The organism is Lelliottia sp. WB101, from assembly GCF_003051885.1.
Lineage (GTDB): Bacteria > Pseudomonadota > Gammaproteobacteria > Enterobacterales > Enterobacteriaceae > Enterobacter > Enterobacter nimipressuralis.
The window spans coordinates 1,609,938-1,625,016 of the sequence record NZ_CP028520.1 but is presented as its reverse complement, the minus strand read 5'-3'; the positions used below and the strand labels follow the sequence as shown (position 1 = coordinate 1,625,016).

Below are 15,079 nucleotides of genomic sequence, written 5' to 3'. Positions count from 1 at the left end.
GCCGGATAGCGCTGCACTTATCCGGCCTACGCAATCGGTAGGCCGGGTAAATCGCAGTCTCCCCGGCGAGTTTTACGCCGGCATTAACCCGACAAAGCTCCGCTTCTTCCTCGGCTCCGACATCAGCGCTTCGAGTTTCTCCACGCAGGCCAGATAGTGCGGCGTCTTCTTATGCGCCAGCACCGCCTCTTCGTCTTTGTAAGCCTCGTAGATAAAGAACCGGGTTTTCACGCGCGGGTCCTGTAGCACGTCAAAACGCAGATTTCCCGGCTCCTGAATTGCGCCCTCATGATTGGCGCGAAACACCTCCAGAAACTCATCCACGCGCTCCGGTTTAATATTGATTTCCACTAACGTCACATTCATTTCACCTCTCCCTGTTTCTCTTCCTGCCAGAACTGGAACGCCTCGCGGGCGCTCATGTTCTCGTGAACCACTTTCTTCACCGCCTTCAGCATCGCCAGCGGTGCGCTGGACTGGAAGATGTTGCGCCCCATATCCACGCCCGACGCCCCCTGATCGATGGCGCGGAAACACATCTCCAGCGCTTCGTGTTCGGGCAGCTTTTTGCCCCCAGCGATCACAATCGGTACCGGACAGCTGGCGGTGACTTTTTCGAAGCCCTCTTCCACGAAATAGGTTTTGACGAACTGCGCGCCAATTTCGGCGGCAATTCGGCTGGCGAGCGAGAAATAGCGCGCATCGCGGGCCATCTCTTTCCCGACGCCGGTCACTGCCAGGGTCGGAATGCCGTAGCGATTGCCCGCATCCACCAGCTTGATAATGTTGTTGATGGACTGGTGCTCAAACTCGCTGCCGATATACACCTGCGCCGCCACCGCGCAGACGTTCAGGCGCAGCGCGTCTTCCATTGCCACCGCCACGCACTCGTTTGACAGCTCGCCCAGAATCGAGTTACCGCCCGACGCGCGCAGCACCACCGGTTTGTTGGTGGCTGGCGGAACGGTGCTTCGCAAAATCCCACGGGTACACATCAGCACGTCGGTTTCGGCAAACAGCGGAGCAATCGACAGGTCGATACGCTCAAGCCCGGTGGTCGGTCCCTGGAAATAGCCGTGGTCGAAGGCGAGCATTACGGTGCGGTTGCTTTTCGGGTTGAAGATGCGCGCAAGCCGGGATTGCATCCCCCAGTCCAGCGCGCCGCAGCCCTTCAGAGTAAAGGGCACGTTCTGCTGCGGCGTGCCGATACCGAAATCTTTTCCGTCTTTGATGTCATCTAAATCAGCCATGTTCTCCCCCGTCAGAAGTCGTATTTATCAATGTTCTCTTTGGTGAACACCACGCGCTCCGGCAGCAGCACGATGCCGTTCCCCTTCGCCTCATACTGATAACCCTGCACGCTGTTAGGCTCGACTTTCAGCACGCCGATGCCTTTCACATCCACGCTGTCGCCCACGTTAAGATCGCCTTTTTTCAGCAAATGATCGGCGACATTGACCGCAATTTTGCCCTGCTGGACCACATCCCACAGGCCGAAGGCTTTTACCGTGCCGCGCTCGACGTACGGACGCATAACGTTCGGCGTACTAAAACCGACAATCGCCACCCCTTCGCGCTTGAGATTCTCCGCCGCCTGCGCCGCCGCTGGCAGCGCGTTAGCGTCCGGCGCGATGATCGCATCCAGATCCGGGTAGGCTTTTAAGATCCCCTCGGCGGTTTGCAGGGATTTGGTCGCGTCGTTATAGCCAAACTGGGTGGTGACGATTTGCCACTGCGGGTGGTCTTTCTCGATTTTGGCTTTCGCCTCTTTCACCCACTGGTTCTGGTCTGTCACGGTTGGGCTGGAGTAGAAGAACGCGACTTTGGCGTCCGGTTTCGTGACCTGTTTTCCGGCCATATCCACCAGCAGACTGCCGAGCTGCTCCGGCGTACCCTGGTTGATATAGATGCTGCGGCATTCAGGTTTGGTGTCGGAATCCCAGGTCAGCACTTTCACGCCGCGCTGCATCGCGCGTTTCAGCGCCGGGCAGAGTCCGTCCGGCGATACGGCGGAGACGATAATGGCGTTGAAGCCCTGGTTAACGAAGTTGTTGATGAGCTGCACCTGGCCGGAGACGCTCGGTTCGGTCGGGCCATCGTAGGTAACGTCCACGCCCAAATCTTTACCCGCCTCTTTGGCGCCGTTCCCGCCGCTGGTAAAGAAGCCGACGCCCACCAGTTTAGGAATGAACGCAATCCGTTCGGCGGCCTGCGCCGAGGCAAAGCTTAACGCCATCGCCAGGACTATCAGTTTTGTTTTCATCTTACGCTCCGGGTATTTTTTGTGAGAAGAGTGCGCAGCCATTCACGGTGCAGACTCAGCGAACGTCCCATCACCACCACAACCAACAGCGCCCCTGACAGCGCGCTCGACACCTGGTTGGGGATGCCGACCATCTGTAAACCCTGTTGCAGATACCCCACCAGCAATGCCGCCAGCGCTGTACCCACAACCGAACCTGAACCGCCATAAATATTCGCCCCGCCGAGCACCGCCGCCGTGAGCGCGGGCATCAGCAGATCGCGCCCCAGATCGGAGCGCGCCGAGCCGAAATAGGAGACCATCACCAGCGCGGCGATCGCCGAGGCCACGCCCACCAGCCCGTACAACGCATACGGCATCCCGTTCACCGACAGGGCGGCGTAGCGCGCCGCACGCGGGTTTTGTCCAATCAAAAACAGGTGCCGACCAAAGCGCCCGCGATGGGTGATCAGCCAGAAGAAGAAGGAAATCACCGCGAACAACACCAGCGGAATCGGCAGGCCGAACAGCGTCAGATTGGCGAAGGCGGTAAAGCTGTCCGGGAAGCCGCCGATGCCTTCGTAGCCGGTCGCGCCTGCCATGCCGGAGAGCAGCAGCGCCCCGCCGCCGTAGAGGTAGAGCGTACCGAGGGTAATCACCAGCGGGCTGATGCCGGTGTAGTGGAGCAGCGCCGCGTTAAACAGGCCACACAGCAGGCCGAGCACCAGCGTGAGCGGTATCGCCAGCGTCATGGGCCAGCCGGCCTGCATCATCACGCCCAGCGCAATCGCACACAGGCCAATGGTCGATCCGAGCGAAATATCAATCCCGCCGCTGATGATCACCAGCGTCAGCGGCAGCGCCACAATGCCGATGCAGATGAAATCGCTGGTGCTGAACAGCAGCATGTTGATATCCAGCATCCGTGGGTTGATGGCCCCGAACAGCAGAATCTCCAGCACCAGTAAAATCAGCAGCGCGCTTTCCCAGTTAAGCTTCATTTACGCTACCTCTTTTTTGCGTTTCGGAAACGGGGTGACGTGCTTTCCCCCTTTGTTGCCGGGCTGGAAACGACTGTACTTCAGCGCGCGCTGATGACGCGCCAGCGCCTGACGCAGACGCCCGTCGAGGACCAGCACACCGAGCAAGACCAGCCCGGCGATAAAGTCATTCCACCAGGCCGGGAGCTTGAACAGCACCAGCACGGTGTCGATTTGCGTGAGGAAGAAGGCGCCGAGAAACGCGCCAATCAGGGTGCCGGTGCCGCCGAGAAGGGAGATTCCGCCCAGCACGCAGGCGGCGATGGCTTTCATCTCCAGCCCGCTGCCAGTCTGGTTCGGCACAAAACCGATCTGCGACGCAAAGACGATCCCGGCGCAGGCGGCCAGCACGCCGTTGAGGGTAAACGCGATCATCCGGGTGCGGTTTACCGCCACACCGAGTTGACGCGCGGCGGCCAGGTTATCGCCCACGGCATAAAAATCACGGCCTGACGCGGTGCGCGACAACGTCCACGCGCCAATCAGCGCCAGAAACAGCACCACCATACCCAGCGGCGAAACACCGACGGCGACAGGTTCCGACAGGGCTTTCAGGCTCGACGGTAATCCTTCGATCCACTTCCCGCCGGTCCACAGCAGCATCGCCCCGCGATATAGCCCCAGCGTGCCGAGAGTGGCGACAATCGCCGGAATACGCAGCCCAACCACCAGCAGGCCGTTAAAGGCCCCGGCCAGCGCGCCAATGGCGACCGCAAAAAGCATCGACACCGGCAGGCTGTAGCCGTTGTTAAGCGCCACGCCGACGGCGATCGCACACAGCCCGACCGTCGAGCCAACCGACACATCAATGTTGCGCGTCAGCATCACCAGCGTCGCGCCCAAAGCTAGCAGGATCAGGATTTGCGAACTGGCGAAAATCATCCCCAGCGTCTGAAAGCTCAAATACGCCGGATTAAGCGCCACCAGCACGCCGAACAGCGCCAGAATGGCGAGAAAGGCGCTCAGCTCGCGGTTCTTCAGTAACGTCTTCATGATTGTCCTCCAAAGGCCAGCGCCATCATCCGATCGAGGCTGACGGCGTGGCGCGGCAGTTCACCGCTGAGCACGCCCTGATGCATCACCAGCACGCGGTCGGCGAGACCCGGAAATTCATCGAGATCGCTGGAGATCATCAGCACCGCCACGTTCTGCGCCGCCACGCTTTTGATCAACTGGTAGATGTCCGCGCGCGCCGAAACATCGACGCCGCGCGTCGGCTCATCCACGATCAGCAGCAGCGGATTGGCTTCCAGACAGCGGGCCAGCAGCACCTTCTGCTGATTGCCACCGGAGAGCGTGCGCACGGTTTGATCCGGGTGGTTGAGTTTGATCCCGAGCGCCCGGTGGTAACGCTCCACCACCGCCGCTTCCCGCTTGCGCTGCTGCCAGAGGGACGGCTCATTCAGCGCCACGGTGTTCCAGCGGATCGGCGCATCGAGAAACAATCCGGAAACTTGCCTGTCCTCCGGGAGATAGACCAGCCCTTTGGCGAGACGCGACAGGACGGAATCGCCGCCGATCTCCTGGTTCTCCAGCCAGATCCGCCCGCCGCGTGCGGGCCGCAGCCCGTAGAGCGTCTCCGCGAACTCGGTGCGGCCGGATCCCACCAGCCCCGCCAGGCCGACGATCTCCCCGGCGTAGATCTCGACATTGAGATCGATAAAGCCTTCGCCCGTCAGATCTTCCACCCGCAGCACCGGGAAATCCTGCGCCTGCGTGCGGCGATTGCCCGGCAGCGCCAGCCACAGTTTTTGCGTATCGCTTAAGGCGTGCTCGCGGCTGACCGGCGTCATGGCGGCGATTAAGGCGCTGTCGTCATAGGCCGAGGTTTCGCCGCTCAACACCACCGCCCCGTCGCGCATCACCGAGATGTGGCTGGCGAGCTGGCGGATCTCCGGCAATTTATGAGAGATAAACACGATGCCGACCCCGAGATCCTGCAATGCGCGGATCTGGCGGAACAGGCGTTCCGTTTCCCCCGGCGTGAGTGAAGCGGTCGGTTCATCGAGGATCAGGATCTTCGCCTCGCGCATTAATCCGCGCAGGATCTCCACCATCTGCTGATCTGCCACTTCCAGGGTGCTGGCAGCGGCGTCGAGATTCAGCTGACACTGCAGCTGCTGGAGTTTATCGGCGAGGCTTTTTTCGTGTTGCGTTCCGCGCGGCAGACGAAAGAGGATGTTTTCGCGCACGGTGAGATTGGGAAACAGCATCGGCTCCTGCGGCACCAGGTAGATCCCCAGCTGGTGTGCCTGGCCGGGCTTGAGGCGCGCAAATGGCTTGCCTTCAACATAAAGTTCACCGCCGTCGGGCGATTCCACCCCGGCGATAATTTTCATCAGCGTCGATTTTCCCGCGCCGTTGCCGCCCATCAGAGCATGGACCTGACCGGATAGCAGCGTGAAATCAATGCCTTTCAGCACCGGTACGCCGGAGAACTGCTTGTGGATATCACGCGCTTCGATCAGGACTGTCATCATCGCTCCGCTATTGAACAAATGATTTTTTGATTTAATAATGTTCAAAAGCGTAGACGGTGAACTATATTTACAACCGTGCAGGGATCACAGTTTTATCGATTCAGATCCTGATAACTCTGCGTTGTTTCTTTAAAGATCCGTTTTGCCGCGTGGCTCACACTTTCTGCCCGCGTCTGAGCGAACATATGATCTAAATTTTTATAAGAGTTCAAATATGGGCGATAAACGCACTGCCGAAGAGAGTCGGTTTGCCGGGCTGGCGCTGGCAGAAGAAGAACTGGTCGCCAGGGTGGCGTGGTGTTACTACCACGACGGCCTGACGCAGAACGATATTGGCGAGCGCTTAGGGCTGCCGCGCCTGAAGATCTCCCGTTTACTGGAAAAAGGGCGTCAGTCCGGGGTGATCCGCGTACAGATAAATTCCCGCTATGAGGGGTGTCTGGCGCTGGAGACTGAGCTGCAGCAGCGCTTTAACCTGAAAATGGTTCGCGTGGTGCCAGCCCTGAATACTGCGCCGATGAACGTGCGGCTGGGGATTGGCGCAGCGCAGTCGCTGATGGGGTTACTGGAACCGGGACAGCTGCTGGCGGTGGGATTTGGTGAAGCGACCATGAGCTGCATTCAGCACTTAAGCGGCTTTATTAGCTCACAGCAGGTGCGGCTGGTGACGCTTTCCGGCGGCGTGGGTCCTTATATGACCGGCATCGGTCAGCTGGATGCGGCCTGTAGCATCAGCATGATCCCGGCCCCGCTGCGGGTTTCATCGGCAGACGTTGCCGGCATTTTAAAACGCGAAGCCAGCGTGCGGGACGTGATCCTCGCCGCCACCGCCGCCGACGCCGCCGTGGTGGGTATTGGCTCCGTGAATCAGCGCCGTGACGCCACCATTTTGCGCTCGGGCTATATCAGCGAAGGCGAGCAGCTCATGTATGCGCGCAAAGGTGCGGTCGGCGACATCCTCGGCTATTTCCTCAATGCCGCAGGCGAACGGGTGCCCGACCTGGAGATTCATCAGGAATTGCTCGGCGTCACGCTCGAGGAACTGGCGCAGTTGCCAACCATCGTCGGCGTGGCCGGAGGGGAAGAGAAAGCAGATGCGATTTACGCCGCACTGAAAGGTCGACTTATTAATGGCCTGGTGACGGAAGAGACGACAGCCCGCGCGGTGCTTGCCCTGGCGAAATAAGCCACTTGCCCCGTGCCAACACGAGGCAAGCTCATGAGTTACCTTTTAGCGTTAGATGCAGGGACGGGAAGCGTTCGCGCCGTTGTATTTGATTTGCAGGGCAACCAGGTCGCCGTCGGCCAGGCGGAGTGGAAACACCTGAGCGTGGAGAACGTGCCAGGCTCAATGGAGTTCGATCTCGACACCAACTGGCGGCTGGCCTGCCAGTGCATTCACCAGGCGCTGGAGCGCGCGCACCTGAGCGCAGCGGATATCCAGTCCGTCGCCTGCTGTTCGATGCGCGAGGGGATCGTGCTTTACGACCGCAACGGCGATGCCATCTGGGCCTGCGCTAACGTCGATGCCCGCGCCAGCCGGGAAGTGGCTGAACTCAAAGAGATCCACGACTACCGTTTTGAATCCGAAGTGTATGACGTCTCCGGCCAGACGCTGGCCCTGAGCGCCATGCCGCGCCTGTTATGGCTGGCGCACCATCGTCCGGATATCTATCGCAAGGCGGCGACCATCACCATGATCAGCGACTGGCTGGCGGCGAAGCTTTCGGGCGAGCTGGCGGTGGATCCTTCCAATGCAGGCACTACCGGGATGCTTGATCTCTTCAGCCGAGACTGGCGCCCTGCTCTGCTGGATATGGCCGGGCTGCGGGCCGATATTCTCTCCCCTGTCAAAGAGACGGGCACGGTGCTGGGAGCGGTGATCCGTGAAGCGGCGCAACAGAGTGGGCTGCGCGAAGGCACGCCGGTGGTAATGGGCGGTGGCGACGTGCAACTGGGCTGTCTGGGGCTGGGCGTGGTCCGCGCCGGGCAAACCGCGGTACTGGGCGGGACCTTCTGGCAGCAGGTGGTGAATTTGCCGCAGGTGCGCACCGATCCGGAGATGAATATTCGCGTTAATCCGCACGTGATACCCGGTATGGCGCAGGCGGAATCCATCAGCTTCTTCACCGGGCTGACGATGCGCTGGTTCCGCGACGCGTTTTGCGCCGAAGAGAAACTCATTGCCGAGCGGATGGGGATGGACACCTACGCCCTGCTTGAAGAGATGGCAGCCCGCGTTCCGGCGGGATCGCACGGCGTGATGCCGATCTTTTCCGATGCGATGCATTTTAAGCAGTGGTACCACGCCGCACCGTCGTTTATTAATCTCTCCATCGATCCGGAAAAATGCAATAAAGCCACGCTGTTCCGCGCGCTGGAAGAGAATGCGGCGATTGTCTCCGCCTGTAATCTGGCGCAGATTTCGCACTTTTCCGGCGTAACGTTTGAGAGCCTGGTGTTTGCAGGCGGCGGCGCAAAAGGCGCGCTCTGGAGCCAGATTTTAAGCGACGTCACCGGGCTGCCGGTGCGCGTGCCGGAAGTCAAAGAGGCGACCGCGCTGGGCTGCGCCATTGCAGCGGGCACCGGTGCCGGGTTGTATGCCGATATGGCATCGACGGGGGAAAAACTGGTGCGCTGGAGCCGGGAATTTACCCCCAACCGAGAACACCGCGAACTGTACGACGGCATGATGCAGAAATGGCAGGCGGTGTACGCCGACCAGCTAGGGCTGGTCGACAGCGGGCTGACCACGTCGATGTGGCAGGCTCCGGGACTTGTGCGGGCTGTTGCACCATAAACACGGGCCGGATGGCGATGCGCTTATCCGGCCTACCTCTCTCTATGGCTATATTCAATTTTGCCTTCTGGAGTTAATTCATAATTATAAACTGCCCATTCAGAAGATATCTGAAAATGAATATTTTCATAGGGCCGTTCACTCATAACCATCGGATAATTTTTAATAATACAATTATGCTCCTTCTTTCCCATTGAAAAACACAACAGATCTTCCTTCGGGTTCTCTTTATAATTTGTAAACCCTTCACCTACATCCATAATATAATAAGAATGAGGAATACCATCGATTAAGGGATAATCATTAATTAATTTTTCCCTTCGTGATAAAAACCAACCAATTTTATCACTGTCAGCCCATGGTAAATGATCAACTACAATGAAGACAGAAGAATTGAAGTCAGAATAAACATGTAATATTTTAACTGGTCTAAGCGACCAAAGATTACACATTGCAATAATAATAAAAATGCCAATAAATCGTTTTTTTTTGTTTTTCATTGATAACTTCCAATTCTTGCAAACGCTGAAAAATTCGTAAAGAAAGGTCGAAAGGCGAAATCTTTGTGCCGTTGAAGAAAGAACCAGATGCGAAAAAATCGGAACTGGCTATAAAATTCACTTTTAATATCAGTACAATCGAGACCAAAGTGGTCCTGTGCCTCAAAGAGAATTTCAGCCTCCCACCCTATTGCATATTTTTCAATGGATAGAAGCGTTATCTTCTGAGCATGGATATCATGCACCGTTATTCCAAGACCATTAATGTTGTCTTGCACTTGATTGAATTTTGGTAACATTGAATCATGAAGTGCTAATGCAATACTATCCTCGAGTGGTGTATATGCATTCCAGAAAAAATCAGCACCAGTTTTATCCTCAATGGTGCTCTTTATTATTGATATTGAACTGTTAGGTTTTGGGTCATTCACACGGTTTTCGAACGCAACATTAAGAGATGTGCTATAAAAAGGTTTTCCATCACCATATCTAAAATGAGAGATCATCTCTTTAATTAGATGCTGATATTTTCATATGCGCGAAAATTCATTTGAAAGTTCAGTCATTTCATTGTATAAAATATTAACGCATTCATCGTGAGACACTTTTCTTCCATCGGAGGGGGTAGTGTACCCACCAAATATCGTTGGTACGTTCGGAACGTCGTAGCAAATTAGCCGATAGGGGTCCACCTGGCCTGAGATATCGTGCAACCCAAGTGATCTTAACTGCTGCTCATTCATATCCCCACATTTCATATCATCCGCAGAATAATCATTAAATGGGTTGATCGTTTTAAACAGAGTACAGGGACAATCTATTGATAATTTTGATGGATACTCCATTATGATTTCCTCCTTTAATAACAACAAGTTATCACCATTACATGAAGTGCATTTAATCATGTTTTTCTAAAAAAAAAGTACCCAATCTCACATTCTTAATGTGCATTTGTATGTTGTTACAATACTTCCGTATGAGTAACAGCACTCCTAATCTTTGAATCCCATCACAATCATCACACGCCTCTTTTCCCCTTTTGCCTGCGAGTGGCTAAATTAGTAACTCATCCGACCACATAACAATAATTTTACACTGGAAGAGATTATGAGCCGCTATCCGTCGCTTTTTGCCCCCCTCGATCTGGGGTTTACAACGCTCAAAAACCGCGTGTTGATGGGCTCTATGCATACCGGGCTGGAGGAGCATCCTGACGGCGCAGAGCGTCTGGCGGCGTTTTACGCCGAACGTGCGCGTCACGGCGTGGCGCTGATTGTCACCGGCGGTGTCGCCCCTGCCCCCTCGGGTGTTGGCATGGAGGGCGGCGCGGTGTTGAACGATGCCAGCCAGTTGCCCCATCACCGGCTTGTCACCGATGCGGTGCATAAAGAGGGCGGTAAAATCGCCCTGCAGATCCTGCACACCGGGCGCTACAGCTATCAGCCGCATCTGGTGGCCCCTTCCGCCATACAGGCGCCGATTAACCGCTTTAAGCCGCACGCCCTCACCCACGAAGAGATCCTCGCCTTGATCGATGATTTCGCCCGCTGCGCCGCGCTGGCGCGTGAAGCAGGCTACGACGGCGTAGAGATCATGGGCTCCGAAGGCTATCTGATTAACGAGTTTCTGGCCGCACGCACGAACCAGCGCGACGACGAATGGGGCGGCGATTATCCGCGCCGGATGCGGTTTGCCGTGGAGGTGGTACGCGCCGTGCGCGAGCGCGCCGGGGCTGATTTTATTATCGTGTTCCGCCTGTCGATGCTCGATCTGGTCGAAGGCGGTGGCACATTCGAGGAGACCCTCCAGCTGGCGCAGGCCATCGAAGCGGCTGGCGCGACCATCATCAATACTGGCATCGGCTGGCACGAGGCGCGTATCCCTACGATTGCCACGCCGGTCCCGCGCGCAGCGTTTAGCTGGGTAACGCGCAAACTGAAGGGCAAGGTGTCGATCCCGCTGGTCACCACCAACCGCATTAACGATCCGCAGGTTGCAGATGATGTGCTGGCAAAAGGCGATGCGGATATGGTGTCGATGGCGCGTCCGTTCCTCGCCGATGCTGAGCTGCTTTCCAAAGCGCAGAGCGGCCGCGCGGATGAGATCAATACCTGTATCGGCTGTAACCAGGCGTGCCTGGATCAGATCTTCGTCGGTAAAGTCACCTCGTGCCTCGTCAATCCGCGCGCCTGTCATGAAACCAAAATGCCGATTGTGCCTGCGGTGAAAACCAAACGTCTGGCCGTGGTCGGGGCAGGCCCTGCGGGACTGGCGTTCGCGGTAAATGCCGCGTCGCGCGGTCATTCGGTGACGCTGTTTGACGCGCTGGCGGAGATCGGCGGACAGTTTAATATCGCCAAACAGATCCCCGGCAAAGAGGAGTTTTACGAAACCCTTCGCTATTACCGCCGAATGATCGCCCTGACGGGCGTGGATCTGCGGCTCAATCAGTTTGTCCGCGCGGAGGATCTGGCGGCGTATGACGAAGTGATCCTCGCCAGCGGGATCGCCCCACGCACACCCGCGATCGAAGGGGTCGATCATCCAAAAGTGTTGAGTTATCTCGACGTGCTGCGCGACAAAGTTCCGGTCGGCGAACGGGTGGCAATTATCGGCTGCGGCGGCATCGGCTTTGATACGGCCATGTATTTAAGCCAGCCGGGCGAAGCGACCAGCCAGAACATCGCCGAGTTTTGCGTGGAATGGGGTATCGACACCAGTCTGAAACAGTCCGGCGGGTTGCGTCCGGAAGGGCCGCAGCTGCCGAAAAGCCCGCGCCAGATTGTGATGCTCCAGCGCAAAGCCAGCAAACCGGGCGATGGGCTGGGGAAAACCACCGGCTGGATCCATCGCGCGACGCTGCTTTCTCGCGGCGTGAAGATGATCCCGGCGGTGAGTTATCAGAAGATCGACGATGAAGGGCTGCACATCACCCTTGCCGGTGAACCGCAGGTGCTACGCGTGGATCATGTGATTTTATGTGCCGGGCAGGAGCCGAAACGCGATCTGGCCGATCCGCTGCGCGAGGCCGGGAAAACGGTGCATTTGATTGGCGGGTGCGATGTGGCGATGGAGCTGGACGCCCGGCGCGCGATTGCGCAGGGAACCCGTCTGGCGCTGGAAATCTAGGTAATGTACGCCCGGTAAACATAGCGCTACCGGGCATAACCGTCGCAGCAGAGCCAGCTTAGCGACGACGCCCCAGTTTCACGGCTTTCAGCACCACAAATTTGTTATTGGTGGCGACCGTAGAGCAGTTACCGAAGATCTTCTTCAGCTTGTGGAAGTAGTCGAGGTGGCGGTTCGCCACGATGTACAGCTCACCGTTAATTTTCAGGCAGCGACGCGCGTGGTGGAACATTTCCCAGGCCACGTTATCAGTGAGGGCATGTTTCTGGTGGAACGGCGGGTTACACACCACTGCGTTAAAGCGGAATGGCTCTACGCCCGACAGCGCGTTGTTGATCATAAACTCGCAGCGATCCAACGCTTCCGGCATGTTGGTTTCAACATTCAGGCGGCTTGAGGCCACGGCCATCGGCGATTCATCGGTGAAGATCACGCTGGCTTCCGGGTTTTTCTCAAGCAGGGTCAGGCCGACAACGCCGTTACCACAGCCGAGATCGACAATTTCGCCTTCCAGATTGTCCGGCAGATGTTCCAGGAAGAAGCGAGCGCCGATATCCAGCCCCGTGCGCGAGAAGACGTTCGCATGGTTGTGAATGGTCCAGTTGGTTCCTTCCAGCTTCCAGCTCAGGGTTTCTGGCGCGTCTTTTAGCTCAGGATTGCTGAATGTGCAGTTAATCAGACGGGCTTTTTTCCACGCCAGCGTCGTCGTGGTAGGACCCAGAACCTTTTCGAACAGCTCAAGAGTCGAGTTATGAATATCACGCGCTTTGGCGCCCGCAATAATCCGCGTTTCCGGTGTCACCACATGACGCAGCGCGCGCAGCTGCTGCTCAAGCAGCGCCAACGTTTTAGGGATCTTGATCAGCACAACGCCCGGTGCTTGCGGGTACTCTGCCGTGCTGTCGAGGAACTTAACGCTCGATTCCGCAATCTCGTTGTGACGCAGGTTTTCACGCGTCGCAAGCTCGCTCAAATAGGAATCGCCAATGCTGTAAGGCGTGTGTTCGGCCAGCGCGCAACCCAGCGCACCAAAGGTGTCATTCAGGATCAGAACCGGGCCGACAATTTCAGTGTCATCCAACTGTTGCAGCAGATATTCATCCGCCGCTTCCCACGCCTGAAGCGGGTTAACGTCGTCCGTTTCCGGGAAACGTTTAAGATTGAGTGAACGGAAACCGTTGTCTAAGTGGCTCATCGGCCCTCCTGAGTGGTAAAATTTGGCGTTATCCCTGAAAAGGGTGCGTGAGTATACCCTTTTTATTATTCAGGTGGAGCGTTGATGAGCAATCTTAGTTATCTCCAGGGATATCCGGAGAATTTACTTTCCCAGGTCCGCACCTTAATTGCCGAACAGCGTCTGGGCAGCGTTCTTGAAAAACGTTATCCAGGAACACACAGCTTCGCGACGGATAAAGCGCTTTGGCAGTACACCCAGGATCTGAAAAGTCAGTTTCTACGTAACGCCCCGCCCATTAATAAAGTGATGTATGACAACAAGATCCACGTGCTGAAAAACGCGCTGGGTTTGCACACCGCCGTCTCCCGCGTACAGGGCGGAAAGCTGAAGGCCAAAGCCGAGATCCGCGTCGCGACCGTGTTTCGCAATGCGCCGGAGGCTTTTTTGCGGATGATCGTGGTGCATGAGCTGGCGCATCTGAAAGAGAAAGAGCACGACAAAGCCTTCTACGCCTTGTGCTGCCACATGGAACCGCAATACCACCAGCTGGAGTTTGATACGCGCCTGTGGCTTACGCATTTATCGTTAAAGAGTAATGAGGGTTAACGCACTGGTTTTGTCATGTGTGCGTGCTAAAGTGACAAAAGGTTCCCCGTTACGGAGTACGTGAACGTTTATGATACGTTTCGCAGTTATAGGCACGAACTGGATCACACGCCAGTTCGTCGACGCCGCCCATGAAACCGGCAAATTCAAACTCACCGCCGTCTATTCCCGCAGCCTTGAACAGGCGCAGACTTTTGCTAACGATTACCCTGTCGAGCATCTGTTTACCTCCCTTGAGGAGATGGCGCAGAGCGATGCCATTGACGCGGTGTATATCGCCAGCCCGAATTCGCTTCACTCCCCACAAACGCTGCAGTTCCTCGCCCACAAAAAACATGTGATTTGCGAGAAGCCACTGGCGTCCAATATTCAGGAAGTGGAAGCTGCCATTCAACTGGCGCGGGAAAACCAGGTGGTGCTGTTCGAAGCGTTTAAAACCGCCAGCCTGCCGAACTTCCTGCTGTTGCAGCAATCATTGCCGAAGCTTGGCAAAGTGCGCAAAGCCTTTATCAATTACTGCCAGTACTCCTCGCGCTACCAGCGCTATCTGGACGGCGAAAACCCTAATACCTTTAATCCGACCTTCTCGAACGGCTCGATTATGGATATTGGCTTTTACTGTCTGGCCTCTGCGGTGGCCCTGTGGGGCGAACCGCACGGCGTGATCGCGACCGCCAGCCTGCTCGACAGCGGTGTCGATGCTCATGGCGTCGTGGTGCTGGATTACGGCGATTTCAGCGTCACGCTTCAGCACTCCAAAGTCAGTGATTCTGTGCTGCCTAGCGAGATTCAGGGCGAAAATGGCGCACTGGTGGTTGAGAAGATCTCGGAGTGTCAGAAAGTCAGCTTTATCCCGCGTGGCGGTAAGGCGCAGGAACTGACGCAACCTCAGCATATTAACACTATGCTGTATGAGGCAGAGGTGTTCGCACGTCTGGTAGAGACCAATGAAGTGAACCACCCAGGGCTTGCCGTGAGCCGCACAACGGCGAAACTGCAGACCGAAATCCGCCGTCAAACCGGCGTGGTGTTCCCTGCGGATGACGTGAGCACGACAGCGCTCGCGTAAAGCTGTGTAATAGAATCGTTAAGGGCATTGACGAAA

13 protein-coding genes and 1 pseudogene are annotated in these 15,079 nt (G+C 56.7%); 5 read left to right on the top strand and 9 right to left on the bottom strand.

Features of this window, described 5'->3' with window-relative positions; genetic code table 11:
• Window positions 1-72 precede the first annotated feature (72 nt).
• The 6 genes from lsrG to lsrA are packed head-to-tail and all read right to left on the bottom strand — an operon-like array spanning window position 73 to window position 5,759.
• Window positions 73-366: a (4S)-4-hydroxy-5-phosphonooxypentane-2,3-dione isomerase gene (gene lsrG, locus DAI21_RS07795; RefSeq protein ID WP_100778831.1), complete on the bottom strand. Its 294-nt coding sequence runs from the start codon at window positions 364-366 to the stop codon at window positions 73-75.
• Window positions 363-1,250 (bottom strand): 3-hydroxy-5-phosphonooxypentane-2,4-dione thiolase, encoded by an 888-nt coding sequence (gene lsrF / locus DAI21_RS07790; RefSeq protein WP_100778830.1) that lies wholly within the window; start codon window positions 1,248-1,250, stop codon window positions 363-365. The genes lsrG and lsrF overlap by 4 nt, the downstream gene beginning before the upstream one ends.
• An 11-nt stretch (window positions 1,251-1,261) precedes the next feature.
• The gene (gene lsrB / locus DAI21_RS07785; protein WP_100778829.1) at window positions 1,262-2,263 is read right to left on the bottom strand and encodes an autoinducer 2 ABC transporter substrate-binding protein LsrB; all 1,002 of its coding nucleotides are present in this window, start codon (window positions 2,261-2,263) and stop codon (window positions 1,262-1,264) included.
• Window positions 2,260-3,243: an autoinducer 2 ABC transporter permease LsrD gene (gene lsrD, locus DAI21_RS07780; RefSeq protein WP_107702795.1), complete on the bottom strand. Its 984-nt coding sequence runs from the start codon at window positions 3,241-3,243 to the stop codon at window positions 2,260-2,262. The genes lsrB and lsrD overlap by 4 nt, the downstream gene beginning before the upstream one ends.
• On the bottom strand, window positions 3,244-4,275 hold the full coding sequence (lsrC, locus tag DAI21_RS07775) for an autoinducer 2 ABC transporter permease LsrC (protein WP_107702794.1): 1,032 nt from the start codon (window positions 4,273-4,275) through the stop codon (window positions 3,244-3,246).
• The gene (gene lsrA / locus DAI21_RS07770) at window positions 4,272-5,759 is read right to left on the bottom strand and encodes an autoinducer 2 ABC transporter ATP-binding protein LsrA (protein WP_107702793.1); all 1,488 of its coding nucleotides are present in this window, start codon (window positions 5,757-5,759) and stop codon (window positions 4,272-4,274) included. The genes lsrC and lsrA overlap by 4 nt, the downstream gene beginning before the upstream one ends.
• A gap of 217 nt (window positions 5,760-5,976) precedes the next feature.
• On the opposite strand from lsrA, the gene lsrR reads away from it, so the two are divergent.
• Window positions 5,977-6,948, top strand: coding sequence for a transcriptional regulator LsrR (lsrR, locus tag DAI21_RS07765; protein ID WP_102104835.1), 972 nt, complete (start codon window positions 5,977-5,979; stop codon window positions 6,946-6,948).
• A gap of 33 nt (window positions 6,949-6,981) precedes the next feature.
• Window positions 6,982-8,562: an autoinducer-2 kinase gene (gene lsrK / locus DAI21_RS07760; RefSeq protein WP_107702792.1), complete on the top strand. Its 1,581-nt coding sequence runs from the start codon at window positions 6,982-6,984 to the stop codon at window positions 8,560-8,562.
• Between the two features lie 32 nt (window positions 8,563-8,594).
• Here the strand turns inward: lsrK and DAI21_RS07755 are convergent, their stop codons facing one another.
• Together DAI21_RS07755 and DAI21_RS07750 are read right to left on the bottom strand one after the other, a co-directional pair.
• The gene (locus tag DAI21_RS07755; RefSeq protein WP_102104837.1) at window positions 8,595-9,062 is read right to left on the bottom strand and encodes a DUF943 family protein; all 468 of its coding nucleotides are present in this window, start codon (window positions 9,060-9,062) and stop codon (window positions 8,595-8,597) included.
• Window positions 9,059-9,907, bottom strand: a pseudogene (locus DAI21_RS07750) (YPO3983 family protein). The gene DAI21_RS07755 and the pseudogene DAI21_RS07750 overlap by 4 nt, the downstream one beginning before the upstream one ends.
• A gap of 262 nt (window positions 9,908-10,169) precedes the next feature.
• Between DAI21_RS07750 and DAI21_RS07745 the strand changes: the two are divergent.
• Window positions 10,170-12,191, top strand: coding sequence for an NADPH-dependent 2,4-dienoyl-CoA reductase (locus DAI21_RS07745; RefSeq protein WP_107702791.1), 2,022 nt, complete (start codon window positions 10,170-10,172; stop codon window positions 12,189-12,191).
• 58 nt (window positions 12,192-12,249) lie between these two features.
• Here the strand turns inward: DAI21_RS07745 and rlmG are convergent, their stop codons facing one another.
• Complete coding sequence (gene rlmG / locus DAI21_RS07740) at window positions 12,250-13,386, bottom strand: 23S rRNA (guanine(1835)-N(2))-methyltransferase RlmG (RefSeq protein WP_107702790.1); 1,137 nt, start codon at window positions 13,384-13,386, stop codon at window positions 12,250-12,252.
• Between the two features lie 84 nt (window positions 13,387-13,470).
• Here rlmG and DAI21_RS07735 point away from each other — a divergent pair, with 84 nt between their 5' ends.
• Both DAI21_RS07735 and DAI21_RS07730 read left to right on the top strand, forming a co-directional pair.
• Window positions 13,471-13,974 (top strand): M48 family metallopeptidase, encoded by a 504-nt coding sequence (locus tag DAI21_RS07735; RefSeq protein ID WP_107702789.1) that lies wholly within the window; start codon window positions 13,471-13,473, stop codon window positions 13,972-13,974.
• A gap of 70 nt (window positions 13,975-14,044) precedes the next feature.
• Window positions 14,045-15,043: a Gfo/Idh/MocA family protein gene (locus tag DAI21_RS07730; RefSeq protein WP_100778818.1), complete on the top strand. Its 999-nt coding sequence runs from the start codon at window positions 14,045-14,047 to the stop codon at window positions 15,041-15,043.
• Window positions 15,044-15,079: the final 36 nt, after the last annotated feature.

What these genes read in the sequence shown, in the direction of transcription:
- lsrR (WP_102104835.1), top strand. Translation starts at nt 5,977, where the DNA reads ATGGGCGATAAACGCACTGCCGAAGAGAGTCGGTTTGCCGGGCTGGCG.
- lsrG (WP_100778831.1), bottom strand. Translation starts at nt 366, where the DNA reads ATGAATGTGACGTTAGTGGAAATCAATATTAAACCGGAGCGCGTGGAT.
- rlmG (WP_107702790.1), bottom strand. Translation starts at nt 13,386, where the DNA reads ATGAGCCACTTAGACAACGGTTTCCGTTCACTCAATCTTAAACGTTTC.
- DAI21_RS07735 (WP_107702789.1), top strand. Translation starts at nt 13,471, where the DNA reads ATGAGCAATCTTAGTTATCTCCAGGGATATCCGGAGAATTTACTTTCC.
- DAI21_RS07755 (WP_102104837.1), bottom strand. Translation starts at nt 9,062, where the DNA reads ATGAAAAACAAAAAAAAACGATTTATTGGCATTTTTATTATTATTGCA.
- lsrB (WP_100778829.1), bottom strand. Translation starts at nt 2,263, where the DNA reads ATGAAAACAAAACTGATAGTCCTGGCGATGGCGTTAAGCTTTGCCTCG.
- DAI21_RS07730 (WP_100778818.1), top strand. Translation starts at nt 14,045, where the DNA reads ATGATACGTTTCGCAGTTATAGGCACGAACTGGATCACACGCCAGTTC.
- lsrF (WP_100778830.1), bottom strand. Translation starts at nt 1,250, where the DNA reads ATGGCTGATTTAGATGACATCAAAGACGGAAAAGATTTCGGTATCGGC.
- lsrA (WP_107702793.1), bottom strand. Translation starts at nt 5,759, where the DNA reads ATGACAGTCCTGATCGAAGCGCGTGATATCCACAAGCAGTTCTCCGGC.
- lsrC (WP_107702794.1), bottom strand. Translation starts at nt 4,275, where the DNA reads ATGAAGACGTTACTGAAGAACCGCGAGCTGAGCGCCTTTCTCGCCATT.
- lsrK (WP_107702792.1), top strand. Translation starts at nt 6,982, where the DNA reads ATGAGTTACCTTTTAGCGTTAGATGCAGGGACGGGAAGCGTTCGCGCC.
- DAI21_RS07745 (WP_107702791.1), top strand. Translation starts at nt 10,170, where the DNA reads ATGAGCCGCTATCCGTCGCTTTTTGCCCCCCTCGATCTGGGGTTTACA.
- lsrD (WP_107702795.1), bottom strand. Translation starts at nt 3,243, where the DNA reads ATGAAGCTTAACTGGGAAAGCGCGCTGCTGATTTTACTGGTGCTGGAG.